We start from the raw sequence: 17,481 nt of genomic DNA, 5'->3' as shown, positions 1-17,481 counted from the left end.
AAAAATGGACAAACAATAAAACAGGATTAGAATTAAGCGTGTATTCCCACAAAGTCTATCAAACAGGAAAATACACGGCCTCTATTTTATGGCAAGTAGAAACAACGCCTTAAAGTAAATCCAAAAAGAAAAAAATGATTGGGAGAAATTTTTCTCTCAATCATTTTTTTCTTACTATTATATGTACAGAAATCACGCTTGTTTTTAACTTAGAATATAAGAAATAGAACGAAAATAAAAAGGCACTCTACTAGAAGATTGGACGTCCTCTCACGGAGCCTCAATGATCATATAATGGGATGCTATCTACCAGAATAACATAGCATTCAAGTGAAGAAGATGATCCAAGGCGACTGGTTCTCTGTTATTATTTTAGTAAGATATTTAGGAAAAATCAAGCTTTATTTAAACTACGTTCCGCTAAAAATTCGAACGAAAAATACGTTATTGTCGTTATCATTTCATAATAAATAGGTGAGGAAAAAATGAATACCGCCACGTCACCAACCATTAACAATCCCTAAAAATCTCTCAAAACCTTATATTTCCTCCCGATTTTTTGGTATGATGTACCTAACTAAAAAAAGCGAGGCAAAAACCATGAGCGAAGCACAAATAACCAAAAAGGCAATTTCATCCGCATTGATCGAATTATGTGATCGAAAACTATTCAGTAAAATCAGCGTTCAAGATATCACAAAAGAAGTTGGCCTAAACCGCCAAACCTTCTACTATCACTTTACCGACAAACAAGATCTCTTACGCTGGATCTATACCCATGATGCATTGATTTACCTAGATTCACCAGATGTCAGCATCGATAATTGGGAAGAACAAGCTTTAAAAATGTTAAAAGCGATCCAATCCAAAAGTGATTTCTACTATAATACAGTCACTTCAGATTCAGATATCTTAAGGAAATGTTTTTCAGCGATCACCAATAAACTCTTCATTAATTTATTCGATCAAATGGACAAAGAAAACCAGCTACTTCCAGAAGATAAAATATTTTATGCACGTTTTTTTTCATACGGATGCAGTGGTGTCTTGATTGATTGGATTCTCGGCGGTTATAAAGAATCACCGCTAGAAATCGCCACACAGCTATTCCGTTTAGCAAAAGACACTGAATTTTTCTCTTATCGTCTATATGCGCAAGAAAATGAACTATTGTGACAAATTGTCCATAGTGTCTAAAAAGAAGACGGAATGGTAATGCTATCACAAGACATTTACATGGAATCATTGTACGCTAGATTCATAAATTGAATCGGGGGGATTTTCATGAAAAAAAGACATATTGGATTAGCCACAGCAGGAGCATTAGGTGCAGCTTATCTTGCTAAAAAAGTAGCTGCTGAAAAGAAAGTAGAAAAAGTAGCTGAAATAGAAGAAGAAATCAACAGCCGATATTACGGAGACAAACAGGTCTACCTTATCGGTGGCGGCATTGCGACTATGGCAGCAGCAGCTTACTTGATTCGTGATGCAAATTTCAGTGGTAAAAATATCCATGTGATCGAAGGTATGAAAATTCTCGGCGGAAGCAATGACGGAATCGGTACAAATGAAAAAGGCTTTGTCGCACGTGGCGGCCGGATGTTAAATGAAGAAACCTATGAAAATTTTTGGGAATTATTCAATAGCATCCCTTCTCTTGAGTGGCCAAATCACAGCGTAACAGAAGAAATTCTAAATTTTGATCACTTACACCCTACCCATGCACAAGCGCGCTTGGTCACAAAAGACCAAGAAATCCTTGATGCACATACAATGGGCTTTGATAATGAAGATCGTCTAGCGATGACAAAATTATTAGCCGCTTCTGAAGAAAGCTTGGATGATGTAACCATCGAGGAATGGTTTGGTCCGCATTTTTTTGAAACAAACTTCTGGTATATGTGGCAAACAACCTTTGCTTTCCAAAAGTGGAGTAGTGTGTTTGAATTGCGCCGTTATATGAACCGAATGATTTTAGAATTTTCTCGCATCGATACCTTAGAAGGCGTAACGCGAACAGCCTTGAATCAGTACGATAGTGTAATTCTACCGTTGAAATCATTTTTAGAAAAACATGGAGTAGACTTTACTTTAAATGAGGATGTCGTCGATTTAGATTTCAAACCAGGATCTGAAATCACTGTAACGGCGATGAAACTTGGCAATGGTGAAACAATCGAGTTGAGTGAAGAAGATATCGTGATCATGACCAATGGAACGATGACCGACAGCTCTACAGAAGGTGACTGGAGCACTCCTGCACCGGCGGTTACAGAAGAATCACGTTCTGCTAGACTTTGGCGTAATATTGCAAAGAAAAAAGTTGGACTAGGGAATCCCGAACCATTCTTTGGCAATGAAACGCAAACCAATTGGGAAAGTTTCACAGTAACGTGCCACGGTGATAAATTGTTAAAACGAATCGAAGAATTTTCAGGTAATATTCCAGGTTCAGGTGCTTTGATGACCTTAAAAGATTCAAGCTGGCTGATGAGTACTGTTGTTGCAGCACAACCTCATTTTAAAAATCAAGATCCGGATACCACTATTTTCTGGGGCTACGGTATTTATACAGATAAAGTCGGTGATTATGTGAAAAAACCAATGCGTGATTGTACAGGTGAAGAAATTTTATATGAATGGATCTGTCAAATGGGTTGGCAAGCGGATTGGGATGAAATAATTAAAGATGTTGTGAATGTGATCCCTGCTTATATGCCTTATATCGATGCTCAGTTCCAACCGCGTAAAATGACGCATCGTCCTCAAGTTGTTCCTGAAAACAGTACTAATTTTGCGATGGTCAGCCAATTTGTGGAAATACCTAAAGATATGGTTTTTACAGAAGAGTACTCTGTACGTGCGGCTAGAATTGCTGTTTATAAACTATTCGACATTAATAAAGAAATTGCTCCTGTGACACCATATAATCGTGATCCAAAAGTTTTAGCAAAAGCTGCGCAAACCATGTTTAGGTAAGAATTATTGTCATAGGAAAGCTAAGAAAAGTTAATAGAAAAACAAGACCTTCGGGGATTTCATGAAAACCGCACAATACGTATTGTGCGTTTTTTAGTTTTTTCAAAATAGTTCTTATAATAAGTAAAAAATGGCGTTATAATGTCTATGTTATTGAAAAAATTACTATATAATTAAAATAGATTGTACGCATACAAATGCAAAAAATATATTGATTACAGTAAATAAAAATTGAAATGGGAGTATTATGATATGAAGAATAAAATAAGAATATTTTTTACTGGATGTATAATTTTATCAGGATTTTTATATACATACTCACAAAGTACTGCTATAAAAGCTAAAGAAAAAATCAATCAAGATGTCAGCGTAAAAGAGATACCAAAAGAGACGAATTCTACAATAAAAAAAGTGCAAGGTCCTAAAAATAAAGCAAGCTCAAGTTATAGAAGAGATGTATTTACTGAACAATTAGACAGTCTTGATTGGGTAGGGAGGTCTAAAAAGGATATAGTACGTAGTATTTCCGACAAAGCGATCTTAACTGGTGGATATGGAAGAGTAGCAGAACAGTCGGACAGGTTTCATACAGCAAACTCAGCTCCCGATAAACCATATTACGCAACATATCGCAGTTATAAGCCTAATGTGAGTCTGATAATGAGTAAAGTCGGAATTGGCTTTAATAAAAACCCTCAAGGTCCCATATACAGAGGGGTTGAACAGAATGAAGGTCCTGAATGGCAAAGAGATGACTTTGAAACAATGTCGCCGCTCATTATTTCTCAGACATCTGAGTCAGGCACTAAAGTAATTGATGTTCTTAACATGTATGGGCTAGGAGGGGAAAAAGATCCTGAAACGCCACCATCACTTATAGAACCGGGTGCAAGCTGGTATGGCATAATGGCTCCAAATGAAATTCCTGTTAGATTTCTTTGGTCAAAAATCGTATACAATGTAAGAAATAATCCTGATGCACATTCTGAAAATGCATTTGATTACTATTTGAGAGTAGAATATCTAATAGGAATGGACTCAAACACTGCTGGTAGCGTAATCACTGGAATTCGAGTAACGAATATCGGAGAAGAGACACTGACTGGATTTTCTATAGGTGGTCGATATAGTATTGCCTTTAAAAATATTCCTGAAAGTATGTACCCAACGAACAAGCGCCCTGTAAAATATATTGGTGGGAATAGAGGGCTAATTTTTTATAGTCAAAATCAGGATCCAGACTCGGATGTCGCAACACGATTTTCTTTTGACTCACCATCTAGGCCTGATAACTGGTCGGCAGGACAAATTACTGAATTGGGACACCCAGAACAATTTTTCGATCCCAAATATACCAGCTTCAGTGGTCCAAATTCTAGTGGACAAGAAAAAAATAATGCTGCGTACGGAGAAATAGCCTATTCAGAAGACAGTTATAAAGAAAACGGATTTACTAAGCCATATACCACGGGTTTATATGTTAAAAATACACCAAAAGACTTAGCACCAAACGAATCCACTGTATATAGTTTCAATCTAGGACCTTCTGGGGTGATATCACTTAGACCAGAAATAATGTTGGATGAAAACGAAGTTTCTTATGAAGGAGGCCCTCATACTGTTACAGGGCATGTCTTGCAATATAGTGAAAATAGTAAAGAATTTAGCCTACAGTATTCGTTTAAAGAATCAGGTCCCTATACTGACGCTACGAAGGTTTTAAATAAACCGGGGGAAGAAGTCCCATGGTCATTCGAAATACCTGAAGAAAAACTTCAGCAAGGCGTTACGCAAGATATCTATGTTAGAGCAAGAGATACTGGTACTGATGCTATTTCAGTACCGCTGCGTCAAACGTTGATCTACAATTTGAAACCAGTAATCACAGTTGAAAAGCCTAGTTGGTTCTTTACGGGTTCAGGATATACAATAAATGGGACTTGGAAGGAATCAGAAGGTGAGACCGTCTCCCTGTACTATTCACTTGATAACGGACCTCGAAAACTAATCGGGAAAGATTTAGCGAATACGCCAGTAAATACAGAGATAAACTTTAGTAAAGAAATTCCTGCAACGGAGCTAGGAAGTAGCAGTCACGAACTAGCGGTTTGGGCAGAAGATGTGCGTGGCGGATTATCTAAAGAGGAGATTTGGTCTATAGGTCCCCATAATAAACCAGTTATATCAGCTGACTTAACCATTGATAAACCAGAAATTGATGAAGGAGGAACCGTTTTATTTACCTCCACATTCAAGAATACTTCAACACATTCATTATGGGATAAGGTTATTTATGAGACAACAAATGCATTTCCGAAGAATGTGTCAGTAGATACTAGTTCAGTGAAGCTAGTCGCTGATGGTGTTGCTGTTATACCTGATAAGGTTGAGTTTGGCGTAGACAGGAAGCTTAAAATAGAATTGGGAATGGTGAAAGAACAAACTGAAATGAAACTAACGTATAATGTTGTTTCAGAAAATGGGACACCACCAATCAAAACACCAATAAATGTGGAGCAATCCTATAAATTAAGTGGGCAAACTGCGGATACAATTTTAGTAGAAAGTAAGTCAAATCTTCAGTCATTTACAATTAAACCAAGAATTGCTTCTGTAGAAATTCTCTTTTTGGAGGCTGGAACAGAACTACCGCTAAGAGAAAAAGTGACACTTCCATTGGGAATAATTGGAGATTTAACACCAGATGTTTCAAGTGAAGTAATTGAAGGTTACGAGCTGACTCAACTTTACTTTGATTCTGTTCAGCAGACACCTCTTCCGACAAAACCATTCCAAGTGGAGTATGGCAAGGTGGAACAAGTAAAGTTCTACTATAGCGGAAGATTAAGTTTCAAGACAGTTCCAACTTCATTTGACTTTGGTATTCAATACGCCGGAGTAAACAGGAAACGTTTCAAACCAGAAATCAAAGGTTCCAATTTAGTAGTTTCTGATATGCGTAATGAAAAATCTGGATGGTCTTTGAAGGTTAAAGTCACCAATCCCTTGAAAAATGCCGACGGGATAATTATACCTGATGTTATCAAATATAATAATGGCAGCGATGAATTAGTTTTAAATGAAATGGATACAATGATCTTCCAACGTAAAGATAACACCAAAAATGAGTATGATCTGACAAAGGAAAAATGGAATAAAGACGAAGAAGGATTTATCCTTGATTTTCCTTCAGGTTCTGTAAAAGCCTTAGGAAAATATCATGGAGAATTAGAGTTTACACTGGAAGATGCTAAGTAAATAAAAAAACATTTTTTCGGTCGAACTCCAAGTGACTAATATATGACTATTTCAGTCGTGTATTAGTCACTTTTTTTTGGAATTAAAGTAAAAAAATAAGAGAAAATATTAGTTTGTGAAAAAAGCACTAAAAGAAGGGTAGATCAATGTTTATAATTTTTATCTTTTTTTGATAAAAAAAATTCTAAAAAAGAGTAAAAAAAACAGGAAAAATCTTGCATAATAACTCTTGTCAATAAAAACAATTTCAAAAATTAACGAAAAAAAAGTAAAAAAAGAGATTTAAAAGAGAATATAAACGATATATTTATAAAATGGAGTTATTTTAGGAGAAGAACTGAGATGTAATTTGTTTAGGAGGCAATAATGAGAGTATTTTTAGATGAAACTTATGATAGAAAATTGAAAGTGCTAAGCTACATAGACAATAAAGAAAATGTTGTTAGTGTAAAAGAAATATCTGAGAGTATAGATCTTTCTGAAAAAACAGTCTTACAAATTATTCGACAATTTGAGCAAGAATTTTCTTTTTCATCTGAGCAATTCCAAATCTTTTATGCAAATAAAACAATTAAAGGAATATTTGCAGAAAATCTAGATTTAATGACGATTGCATCAGGATACTTAAAAGAATCAATTCTATATAAAATTATTTATAATATTTTTTTATATGAAAAAGTGGATGTAAAGAAGTTTTGTGAACAGGAATATATGAGTCCATCAACATTTTCGCGCTACCGTCAAAAATTAGCCTTATTGTTAAAAAAATTTGATTTAAAATTATCTCGAAATAATAAAATTTATGGTGATGAATTAAAAATAAGAAATTTTTTCTTTTTGTTTTTTTCTCAAGTATCAAATGAATGGGTATTTAAAATGGAAGAGTACAGAGAAATTGAAGCGTATATTTTTAAATACGTTAAAAAATGGTCTTTACTAAATGAAGTAAAACAAAGAAAAATCTGTTTGTTAATCTTTATGAGTAACATACGTTCTTCTAGAAAACACAATTGTGACACTGGGGTCTTAATGCAATTGGCCAAAGAATCTGACTTCGAGTATAAGGAAGTTTTGCTTGATTATTTTCGTTCCAGAAAAAACCGATCATTGGATCAAGTCTGGCAAGAACTAAGCTTTATTCAATTTTTTATGTATAAAGAAGATATAGTTACAGAAAAAATCCAATATGATCAATATCTTTCTTATTTTAATGAGGACAATTTTTCGTTCATTAGTGCGAGCAACATATTAACGGGAAAAGTCATCGATACATTTTTTCCAAATGCTATTAATGACTCGTCCAGATTATTTCTTAGAGTGAGACAAGAAATAGACAAAATGCACTTAGTTTTATCTACCTGTTACATTAATATAGATGTGTTCAAATATGTTTATGATTCAGAAAACTTCTATTATAAGGATGAAGCAGAACTAAAAATAAATGAGCAGATTAAAACCATTATTGATGAATTACTACTATCTACTGAGTATAAACTGTTGTGGCTTGAAATGAAAAAAAATACAAACAAAACTAAATTTATTGAATATATTTACCTAGTAGTATATATGCTATTAAATGAAATTCAAGAATATACCTATCCATCTGTAAAAGTAATGGTTCAAAATTCTAAAATATTTGAAGAAACAATCATTATCAACAAAATATCTTTAATGTTCTCTGATCAAATAAAATTAGTATCAGACTTCCGTGATAAACCAGATATACTACTTACGGATGTTCCACTACCAGAGACAACAGTAGATACAAAAGTGGTGTATGTAAATTCCTTCTCAGATTTTTGCGATTTCAAAAAAGCTGTTAATGGAGTGAAAAAAGAAGTTTTTAAAAAATACAATAAACGAACCGTCGTGCCTAAGTTAATTAAAATTTGATGGAAAACTTGTACTTTTAAAACGTAACATTATATAGTTTAGAATTCACAAAAGCAAAGAGTGCTCGCCAAGTGTGTCGATCAAAAGCATTATCAAAATAGAAGAATTTTTCATTATCAATAGGACCTTCATAACAATCCGAAATCACCAGATCAGCCTCATGGATCGTTTCTGCATAACGGATAACTTTACTACCGAAGATAGTCAACAGATTACTTTTAATTTCATTAACGGTATAAAAATTTTTAGAATATTGACAAAAGATAGTTAAAGGTTGGATTTTTTTAGAGCTATCTACAATACAGAAGAGTACGTTGGTCATATAATTCACTAAGTTATCTGGTAAATCTATTTTAAGACTGTCTTCATTTTTTCCGAAAGAGCGAATCAGTGTATTAAGTTCCTGTTCCATTGTATAAAAATATTTCTTTTCGACATCCAGTAAGGATAGATGTTTTTCGTATTCTGAAATAGAGTCATGATCGATACCAATATATTTTACGTAAAGAAAAGCAATCATTAAATCGTAAAAGAAAATAAGATAATCATCTTCATCTATTACTAAATTATATTTTTCTTTCAATAACGTAAGCAGATGTTGACCGCTGTTAGCTAATGGTAAATTAGATTCAATGAACAACTGGGCGGTTCGCTTTTTCATCTCTTTTGTATCAATGTCAGCTATAAAAAATCTTGCCAAAAAACTAAAGTAAGCTTGCTCTGTCATAATTTCATCAGGAGATAAGGTGCTTTTCAAATCTAAAGTGAATACTGTTGGATTTACTTCATTCAAAATCATCAAATAAGTAAGGAAATCTTCATCAATTGATACTTGTTCTTGTAAGTATAAGATTCGCCAATAGGTAATATTTTGGAAATAGCGAAGTCGAGTATGTTGCGACGGTGATAAAGCAGTCGAGATCGGAATTGGTAAATTTTTGAAATGCTTAGGAGATCGGTTGAATGGCCAAACTAAGCCTTTAAGAATATCCCAATAAGCAAAAAATAATAAAAAACGAATGTCAGATTCGGCACCATAAATATTTGTTTTTTTGCTAGGGTCACCAAATGCGGTCTTTATTTTAAAAGGTTTTAGTAATGCATTTAAAGATTTTATGTTTTTATAAGTATACGATGGACTTAGGTTAATGCTTTGGGCAAGGGATTCCGAAGAACTAAAATTTTTATCTGCTGCAGCAGAAAAAACAGCATATTCAGGAGACACGGTAATATAGTAGAATCTTAAAAAATCAATGACATAGGCAAAACTCATTGTTTCTGGAATGGAAACATACAATAGTGATTTTGTTTGCTGGATTGTGAGCGTTTCTTCTGGGAATGCAAGCGCAAGGTCTTCATTTATCTGTTGAACGTATCGATAGAGGGTACTTTTAGAATCATTGCACTGAGGAATGATTTCTTGTATTCGGATACCATTCTCACTAAAAAGAATTTTTTTAAATAAATCAAATTTATTCGCTTCATTTTTTTTCATAAACTTCTTATTCATATAGAAAAGTACTCCTTTTTTTAGCTAAGTAGAAAACGAAAATGTACACAAATTCATCTAATAGAAATATAACACGAAACTACATAAAAGTTAAAAAAAATAGCTGGACGCTCTTTTTTTAAAATTATTTTTCAATTTTTTCCGAAAAAAAAGGAAATTTAGGGAATGGAAAATATATATAAAATATATAATTAAGTTGGTTATCTAGTTGGAAGTCAACTCTAATTAAGGAGTGAAGTCTAAATAAATGCTACTTAATTGGTGAAGAGAGGGAAGAATAACTAGTTTGGCAACAAATTACTTTAGAAGTAATGCTAGGATATTATAGTTAAGCAGCATTTTCTTACGGAGTATGTATTGGTAACATAAAAAACGCAAGTAAGTTGGGAGAGAAAAATGAAAAAAATACTATTATTTGCTGGGTTAGCATTGTTTTTAACACCGGTAACTGCTAAAGCAGATCAAACATTTGTGGATCCAAAAGGGATTCCTTTGACGGATATTTTAAGTATACCGGATGGTTCAGATACTATAGTTGAAAATGGTGAAGTAAAATTAACATCCTTTGGTGAAAACTTTGAAAAAAAAAATCAAGCCGGTGCAATATTTTCCAATGAGGAGAATAAGCTAGATTTAAGAAGAGACTTCTACTCTGAAATGTATGTTTATATGTGGGGACGTGGAGAAGGGGTGACATTTGTCCTGCATAATGACCCTGCATCGATTAAGCAATTTTCAGGTCTGTGGGGACCATCACTGGGCATTTATGGAGACAAATTCATTAATGAAAATGGTAAATGGAAGCTTGATCCTAATGGCCCGCAATTAAAGAAAAGTTTTGCAATAGAGATGGATATTTTATGGCAAGGTACTGGGCTTGATCAAAAAGAAGGCTGGGCACTTAATGTGGGGCATATGGCACATACTTTCCCCGACAAGACGTCTACCTATTCTAATGACGATGGGAAGAATCCAATAGGCCCTGAAGTTAGATATGTAAACCATTTGAATGTGGCCAACCCACCATTACACACATGGTATTTCGGAGATGGAAAATGGCGAGTGTTGAAGGTCAAATGGAAATCGTGGGATGCTTCAAATAATGGGAAATTAACATATCAGTATGGAGATATGCCACCTGTTACAGCTACTATAAATAGAGATACATTTGGCACTGACAATGTCTATTGGGGCTTTACTGCTACTACTGGAGATAAGCATGATGAACTTACGACTATTCTTGAATCTAAAGCCATGTTCAAGACAGTTCCTGGATTAGTGTACTATGATGATCAATTAGAAATTTTAAACAAAAATGGAGATGTTATAGAAAGCACGAAACAAAACTCTGAGGTAACCATTCAATACAAAGGTAAGTATTCAGGTGGTAAACAAGATTTGTTGAATCCAACATACAAGTTTACATTATCACCAAAACAAAAATATCAGACGGGAACCTTTTATTTAAACAACCAACCCGTTACACCCACAATTAGTGGGAATGATATAAGTATCCCTTTGAAAAAAAATCTAACGTTGCAAGACAGTGAAATTGATATCAAGTTTAACGTAAAAGATAGCGGTATAACTGCAGATACTGAGTTGCCAGTAAATATGAATTTGGCGGGTGATAATTTCATATCAGATGCATCAACCTCTTATAACATAAAGTATACAACAGACAATACAGCACCAACTGGAACAGGAAAATTAACATTTGTAGATAAAGGTGACACGGATGTTTTGGAGAAAGCACTGGATTATAAGAGCTTCTTAACAAGCTATCAGGATAATGTCACTCCAAAAGATAAAATTAAGGTTACTTTGAAAAAAGGGCAAGACTTCGCTACTATTGTGGGTTCCTTAGGACCTAGTAGTTTCGATGTGATATTGACGGATGAAGCGGGTAATTTCCAAACTGTAACAGTCCCTTTGTTTATCCAAAATAGTCAGGTCGCTAAAAGCAGCCAGTACTTGATATATGGAGAAGATTTTAGTGTTACCGAGAAAGAGTATCCTAAAACAGAAGCCGCACTTCTCACCATGATTAGAGAAAAATCTGGTTTGAAACTGTGGTCTTATACGGAACAGGCCGTAACCGTAATGGATAATAAATTAGCGGATGTAACGTTAGAGAAGTTGCCGAGTCCAGTTGCTTCTGGCGTATACGAAGTGACTGTTTCTTATGGACAAAGTACAGCAAAAGTAGAGAAAAAAATCAATATTACGATTAGTCAAAGCTTCGCTACGGTGAAAGTACTACATTTAATCGATGGTGGAATCGGAATAGAAGTACCAGGTGTGACCAATCCACCAACTGTGACAGGTGAATTTGGAGAAGCCTACTCAATACCTAAATTTGATAGTCCAGATTATTTATTAAGTAAGGTTACAGTTGATGGAGTGGAACAACCAACATCTAACGTTCCAGTTACAGGAATATACGGCGATACCAAAGAAGTAATCTTCTATTATCAGAATAAACCGAAATTGTCTGCAAGTTTAGCAATTTCTAAACCGAGTATTTTAGAAGGTGAAAAAGTAACCTTCACCTCTCAAATTAAAAATACCGCTGAAGATCCATCACTATTGACTAACGTTGTCTATACGACAACTAACGCCTTTCCTGAGAACGTGAATGTGAATCTAGACACCGTTAAAGTGAATGATAAACCCATTACAGCTGGTAAAGCTAAATTGGGTACAGATAGAAAACTGACTATCGACTTAGGGGATTTAACTCCAATGACGGACTATAAAGTTACCTACGAGGTTGAATCTAAAAAGAAGGTCCCTCCATTGACTACAACGGTAAAAGTCGAACAAGCATACACACTCAAAGGAGAAAGTATCGGTGGTACGGAGGTTACAGGCGATTCTGGAGCAGTAAAATCCTTTACAATCAACCCTGGAAAAGCCATTCTTGATGTTTTCTATTATGAAGAGACAGATAACGATATCGAATACATTGACCAAGATGATACTAGAGAAGCTACAGCAGGGGAGAAAGTGACGATTTATCCCAAAGATATGCCAGGGTATAGGATGACGAAGGTAGTCATTAATAATGAAAAAACGATTCTTGCCGAAGATTTACCTGTGACTAAAGAAGTAGAGGTGGAGTATGGTAAAGCTACTTTAGTTGAGTATTATTATGTCGGTTTACTGGAATTCAAGTCAGCTCCAACCATGTATGATTTTGGGGTAGTAGAAGGCAGCATACAAAAATCTAAATTCCAACCACAGTCAGTTGAGGGCTCGTTAATTGTTTCTGACTCACGAACCGATAAACAACCATGGACTCTGAAAGCTAAAGTAACAACGCCGCTACATCACACTGAAAAAGAAAATCTTATTTTACCAGAAGCAATCAAGTATAAAAATGTGGATGATGTTGTCGCTCTAAATGACAGTAGTAGAGCAATCATTCAGCAACAAAACACGTCCAAAGAGTATGATGTTACGAAGGAGCGTTGGACAAAAGGAGAAGGGTTTTTCCTTGAGTTTTCTGCTGGTGAATTAAAATCTCATGGAAAGTATCAGGCAGAGATAGAAATCACGCTAGAAAATGCAAAATGACGCAATAAAATAATCAAGAAAATATTTTATTTTTAAAGTAGAGTTTTCTGGAAATCGAGTAAATAATTCCTTCAAAGGTGATGCAATAACACATGTTTCATCTTTGAAGGACACTATACTCGTGTATGTAATTATGCTATAAAAAGAGAAAAATAATAATAAAACTAAAAAATATAGAGTAGAAAAGTTTTTTTATTATAAAAAAACGAATGATTTAAATAGAACGTAAAACGCTGAATATATCTAGATATATCGAAAAAAATTTCAATATTTGCGGAAAAAAACGTAATATCCGAAAAAAATAATGAGATATAAAATATATAATTAGGAATGTAGCAGAAAGATAAATATGAAAATAATCAATTAAAAGAGAGGATAAGTAAGTATGTACAACATAGGAATAATATCAGCTAGTGAACACCAAAATAATACATATGTACAGCGACTAAAAAAAACTACTTATCAAGTATATACATTAGACAAAGATGAGGTGGTTACCAAAGCATCTCAGATGGATGCCTTAGTAATTGAGGAAACTTCAGAACTCAGCTTGCAGAGTACCTGCGAGATAATCTTAGAACTTAGAAAAAGTGTTAAAGGACTAATTTGGGTGTTGTCTGAGAATCTTTCTAAGACAAGCAAACTAATTTACCTTCAATTAGGTGCAGATGGTGTAACGGATAAAGAAGAAGAACAAGAAGAATTTATCTTGCAACTTTCAAATATATTGAAGAGAGTAAAAGAAGAAAAATTACCAATAAGTAACCCAAATTCCATTTTTGAACAGAAGATTTCTGAAAGTTCTTTAGAATTGATTCCTAATAACTTGAGTGTTTTGCTTGAAGGAGAGTCCGAAATAAACTTAACTAAATTAGAGTTTCAGACAATTTCATTTTTAGTTAAGCATACTGGTCAAGCTGTTACATATGAAGAGATTTATCAAAATGTATGGAAGGATGATTTTAATAACTGTGAAGAAGGCAACAAACAGTATCGTGTAAGCAATCTGATTTTTCATTTAAGAAAAAAATTAGAAACAGATACGACTAAGCCTAAGTATATCAAAACAATTCGTTCAAAGGGGTATATGCTGGCAATGTAGAGGAGTATATGTACAAATGAAAAACGTAAAAAGTATAATTGTTGTTTTGGGAATATTAGTATGCTGTGCGCCGCTGACAGCAGATGCGATTGACGCGCCGCAAAGTGTGCCATTGGATGGTATCTTTGCTACACCAAGTGGTGCAAATAGTAAGGTTGATGGGAATAGCGTGATCATAACTGAAAAAAAGGCAACCCAAGTAGGTGCTATCTTTTCAACTGAAGCTAACAAGATGGATTTGACGAAAAATTTCCGTTCTGAAATGTATATTAATATTGATGGTGATGCAGATGGTGTGGTTTTTGTCATGCACAATCACCCAGAAAAAACGATCACTTTTAGCGGGAATCAAGGTAAGGGATTAGGTATATATGCGGATAGATTGTATGGATCAGGTAATAATTGGATTGTAGATCCTGGGGGAGATCAATTGAAAAAAAGTTTCGCTATTGAATTCGATCCCTATCATAACGGAGATAATTATGATGAGAATGTCTCGAAAAATGATGACAAAGGTCATGTAGCTTATGCCTTTCCAGATAAAGCTAGCACTTATACGCGTTCTAGTAGCACGGGAGCAATAAGAAACGTGATCCATTCAGGCGTTCAGTACCCATCCTTTAGACTTGGAGATGGGAAGTGGCGGTTGTTGAAACTTGACTGGGAATCTTGGGATGCTTCGAAAAATGGAACGTTGACGTATGAATATGGGGATTTGGGTCCAGTCAAAGTTACTATTAATAGAGATACATTCGCAACAGATAATGTCTACTGGGGTTTTACTGGTTCTACTGGTGCTTCAATGGAACAAGCTGTCGTTGCCTTTAAGTCTGTTCCAGGTTTAGTAAACTATGACGAATCTATAGAATTTTTAGATGCTGGTGGAGAAGTTGTTGAAAGTACGAAACAAGATTCTGAGGTTACTGTTCATTATGCTGGTAAATATATAAGTGGAAAGCAAAACTTCTTGACGCCAACATTTAAATTTACATTACCACCAAACCAAAAATATCAAACAAATACATTCTATTTAAATAATCAACTTGTCACACCAACTGTTGTTGGCAATACGTTATCAGTACCATTAGGAAAAGATTTATCGTTACTTGATAGTAAAGTTGATATTAAGTTTAAAGTGAAAGATATTAATGTTACTGGGGACATGACACTGCCCGTAAATGCTGAAGTAGCTGGATTGAATTTTATATCAAATCTATCAGGTTCTTACAATATAGATTATGTAAAAGATACTGAAGCGCCAACTGGAATTGGAAAAGTAACATTTGTAGATAAAGGAGATACTTTTGCAATAGAACATGCGCTTGATGATAGGGATTTTCTACTAGAGTATCAAGACGATATATCACCAACAGAAAAGATAAAAATTGATGTAAAAAAAGGACAAAACTTCGCTGCCATTGTTGGAACTGTTGGACCTAGCAGCTTTAATGTAACATTAACGGATGAAGTTGGGAATGCTCGAGATATAACAATACCGTTGTTTATCATAGACACTCAAGTTGCTTTAGGAACTGATTACTTGATATATGGGCAAGACTTTAGTGTCATCGAGAAAGAGTATCCTAAAACAGAATCAGAATTGCTCACCATGATCAGAGAAAAATCTGCTTTGAAACTCTGGTCATATACGGACCGAGCTGTAACAACAATGGATAATAAATTAGCGGATTTAGATATAAAATTATTGCCGAATCCTATTCTCCCTGGGGTCTATAAAGTAGGAGCTTCTTACGGACTAGGAACGAAAAAAGTTGAGAGAAAAGTTAATGCTACCATTATTCAAAGCTTCGCTACGGTGAAAGTACTACATTTAATCGATGATGGAATCGGGGTAGAAGTACCAGGTGTGACCAATCCACCAACTGTGACTGGTGAACTTGGAGAAGCCTACTCAATACCTAAATTTGATAGTCCAGACTATTTATTAAGTAAGGTTACAGTTGATGGGGTGGAACAACCAACATCTAACGTTCCAGTTACAGGAATATACGGCGATACCAAAGAAGTAATCTTCTATTATCAGAATAAACCGAAATTGTCTGCAAGTTTAGCAATTTCTAAACCGAGTATTTTAGAAGGTGAAAAAGTAACCTTCACCTCTCAAATTAAAAATACCGCTGAAGATCCATCACTATTGACTAACGTTGTCTATACGACAACTAACGCCTTTCCTGAGAACGTGAATGTGAATCTAGACACCGTTAAAGTGAATGATAAACCCATTACAGCTGGTAAAGCTAAATTGGGTACAGATAGAAAACTGACTATCGACTTAGGGGATTTAACTCCAATGACGGACTATAAAGTTACCTACGAGGTTGAATCTAAAAAGAAGGTCCCTCCATTGACTACAACGGTAAAAGTCGAACAAGCATACACACTCAAAGGAGAAAGTATCGGTGGTACGGAGGTTACAGGCGATTCTGGAGCAGTAAAATCCTTTACAATCAACCCTGGAAAAGCCATTCTTGATGTTTTCTATTATGAAGAGACAGATAACGATATCGAATACATTGACCAAGATGATACTAGAGAAGCTACAGCAGGGGAGAAAGTGACGATTTATCCCAAAGATATGCCAGGGTATAAGATGACGAAGGTAGTCATTAATAATGAAAAAACGATTCTTGCCGAAGATTTACCTGTGACTAAAGAAGTAGAGGTGGAGTATGGTAGAACTACTTTAGTTGAGTATTATTATGTCGGTTTACTGGAATTCAAGTCAGCTCCATCTATGTATGACTTTGGTGTAGTAGAAGGCAGCGTACAAAAATCTAAATTCCAACCACAGTCAGTTGAGGGCTCGTTAGTTGTTTCTGATTCACGAACCGATAAACAGCCATGGACTCTGAAAGCTAAAGTAACAACACCACTACATCACACTGAAAAAGAAAATGTTATTTTACCAGAAGCAATCAAGTATAAAAATGCGGACGGTGTTGTCGCTCTAAATGACAGTAGTAGAGCGGTCGTTCAGCATAAAAATACGGAAAAAGATTATGATGTGACGAGTGAAGAATGGTCAAAAGGAGAAGGTTTTTTCCTTGAAATATCCGATGGAAAGCTAAGCTCTCTTGGAAGGTATAATGCGGAGATAGAAATTACGCTAGAGAATGCTAAATAATAAGGAGGAGGGGAA

The 17,481-nt window shown here is 34.8% G+C and carries 8 protein-coding genes; 7 read left to right on the top strand and 1 reads right to left on the bottom strand.

The window, feature by feature from the left end; genetic code table 11:
• The first annotated feature begins 600 nt into the window (after nt 1–600).
• From BCR21_RS15750 to BCR21_RS15735, 4 genes are all read left to right on the top strand, one after another.
• On the top strand, nt 601–1,176 hold the full coding sequence (locus tag BCR21_RS15750; protein WP_069647409.1) for a TetR/AcrR family transcriptional regulator: 576 nt from the start codon (nt 601–603) through the stop codon (nt 1,174–1,176).
• A gap of 108 nt (nt 1,177–1,284) precedes the next feature.
• Nucleotides 1,285–2,979 carry an oleate hydratase gene (locus tag BCR21_RS15745; RefSeq protein WP_069647408.1) on the top strand — a complete coding sequence of 565 codons (1,695 nt, stop codon included), beginning with the start codon at nt 1,285–1,287 and terminating at the stop codon, nt 2,977–2,979.
• Between the two features lie 252 nt (nt 2,980–3,231).
• Nucleotides 3,232–6,237, top strand: a complete 3,006-nt coding sequence (locus BCR21_RS15740) for a hypothetical protein (RefSeq protein WP_069647407.1) — start codon at nt 3,232–3,234, stop codon at nt 6,235–6,237.
• Nucleotides 6,238–6,603: 366 nt separating this feature from the next.
• Nucleotides 6,604–8,130: a helix-turn-helix domain-containing protein gene (locus BCR21_RS15735; protein ID WP_069647406.1), complete on the top strand. Its 1,527-nt coding sequence runs from the start codon at nt 6,604–6,606 to the stop codon at nt 8,128–8,130.
• A 16-nt stretch (nt 8,131–8,146) separates the two neighbouring features.
• Here the strand turns inward: BCR21_RS15735 and BCR21_RS15730 are convergent, their stop codons facing one another.
• Nucleotides 8,147–9,625 (bottom strand): helix-turn-helix domain-containing protein, encoded by a 1,479-nt coding sequence (locus BCR21_RS15730; RefSeq protein WP_240488105.1) that lies wholly within the window; start codon nt 9,623–9,625, stop codon nt 8,147–8,149.
• A gap of 411 nt (nt 9,626–10,036) precedes the next feature.
• Between BCR21_RS15730 and BCR21_RS15725 the strand changes: the two genes are divergently transcribed.
• From BCR21_RS15725 to BCR21_RS15715, 3 genes are all read left to right on the top strand, one after another.
• Nucleotides 10,037–13,219, top strand: a complete 3,183-nt coding sequence (locus BCR21_RS15725) for an L-type lectin family protein (protein WP_069647404.1) — start codon at nt 10,037–10,039, stop codon at nt 13,217–13,219.
• A gap of 385 nt (nt 13,220–13,604) precedes the next feature.
• A complete protein-coding gene (locus tag BCR21_RS15720) occupies nt 13,605–14,321 on the top strand; it encodes a winged helix-turn-helix domain-containing protein (protein ID WP_069647403.1) in 717 nt (238 codons plus the stop codon).
• A gap of 16 nt (nt 14,322–14,337) precedes the next feature.
• The gene (locus BCR21_RS15715) at nt 14,338–17,466 is read left to right on the top strand and encodes an L-type lectin-domain containing protein (protein WP_069647402.1); all 3,129 of its coding nucleotides are present in this window, start codon (nt 14,338–14,340) and stop codon (nt 17,464–17,466) included.
• The last annotated feature ends 15 nt before the right edge of the window (nt 17,467–17,481 follow it).

Origin of the sequence: Enterococcus ureasiticus, from assembly GCF_001730285.1 — a bacterium.
GTDB lineage: Bacteria > Bacillota > Bacilli > Lactobacillales > Enterococcaceae > Enterococcus_L > Enterococcus_L ureasiticus.
Note: the sequence above shows the minus strand (reverse complement) of the source record. Positions and strands in the feature narration are given on the sequence as shown.

What these genes read in the sequence shown, in the direction of transcription:
- BCR21_RS15740 (WP_069647407.1), top strand. Translation starts at nt 3,232, where the DNA reads ATGAAGAATAAAATAAGAATATTTTTTACTGGATGTATAATTTTATCA.
- BCR21_RS15715 (WP_069647402.1), top strand. Translation starts at nt 14,338, where the DNA reads ATGAAAAACGTAAAAAGTATAATTGTTGTTTTGGGAATATTAGTATGC.
- BCR21_RS15750 (WP_069647409.1), top strand. Translation starts at nt 601, where the DNA reads ATGAGCGAAGCACAAATAACCAAAAAGGCAATTTCATCCGCATTGATC.
- BCR21_RS15725 (WP_069647404.1), top strand. Translation starts at nt 10,037, where the DNA reads ATGAAAAAAATACTATTATTTGCTGGGTTAGCATTGTTTTTAACACCG.
- BCR21_RS15735 (WP_069647406.1), top strand. Translation starts at nt 6,604, where the DNA reads ATGAGAGTATTTTTAGATGAAACTTATGATAGAAAATTGAAAGTGCTA.
- BCR21_RS15745 (WP_069647408.1), top strand. Translation starts at nt 1,285, where the DNA reads ATGAAAAAAAGACATATTGGATTAGCCACAGCAGGAGCATTAGGTGCA.
- BCR21_RS15720 (WP_069647403.1), top strand. Translation starts at nt 13,605, where the DNA reads ATGTACAACATAGGAATAATATCAGCTAGTGAACACCAAAATAATACA.
- BCR21_RS15730 (WP_240488105.1), bottom strand. Translation starts at nt 9,625, where the DNA reads ATGAAAAAAAATGAAGCGAATAAATTTGATTTATTTAAAAAAATTCTT.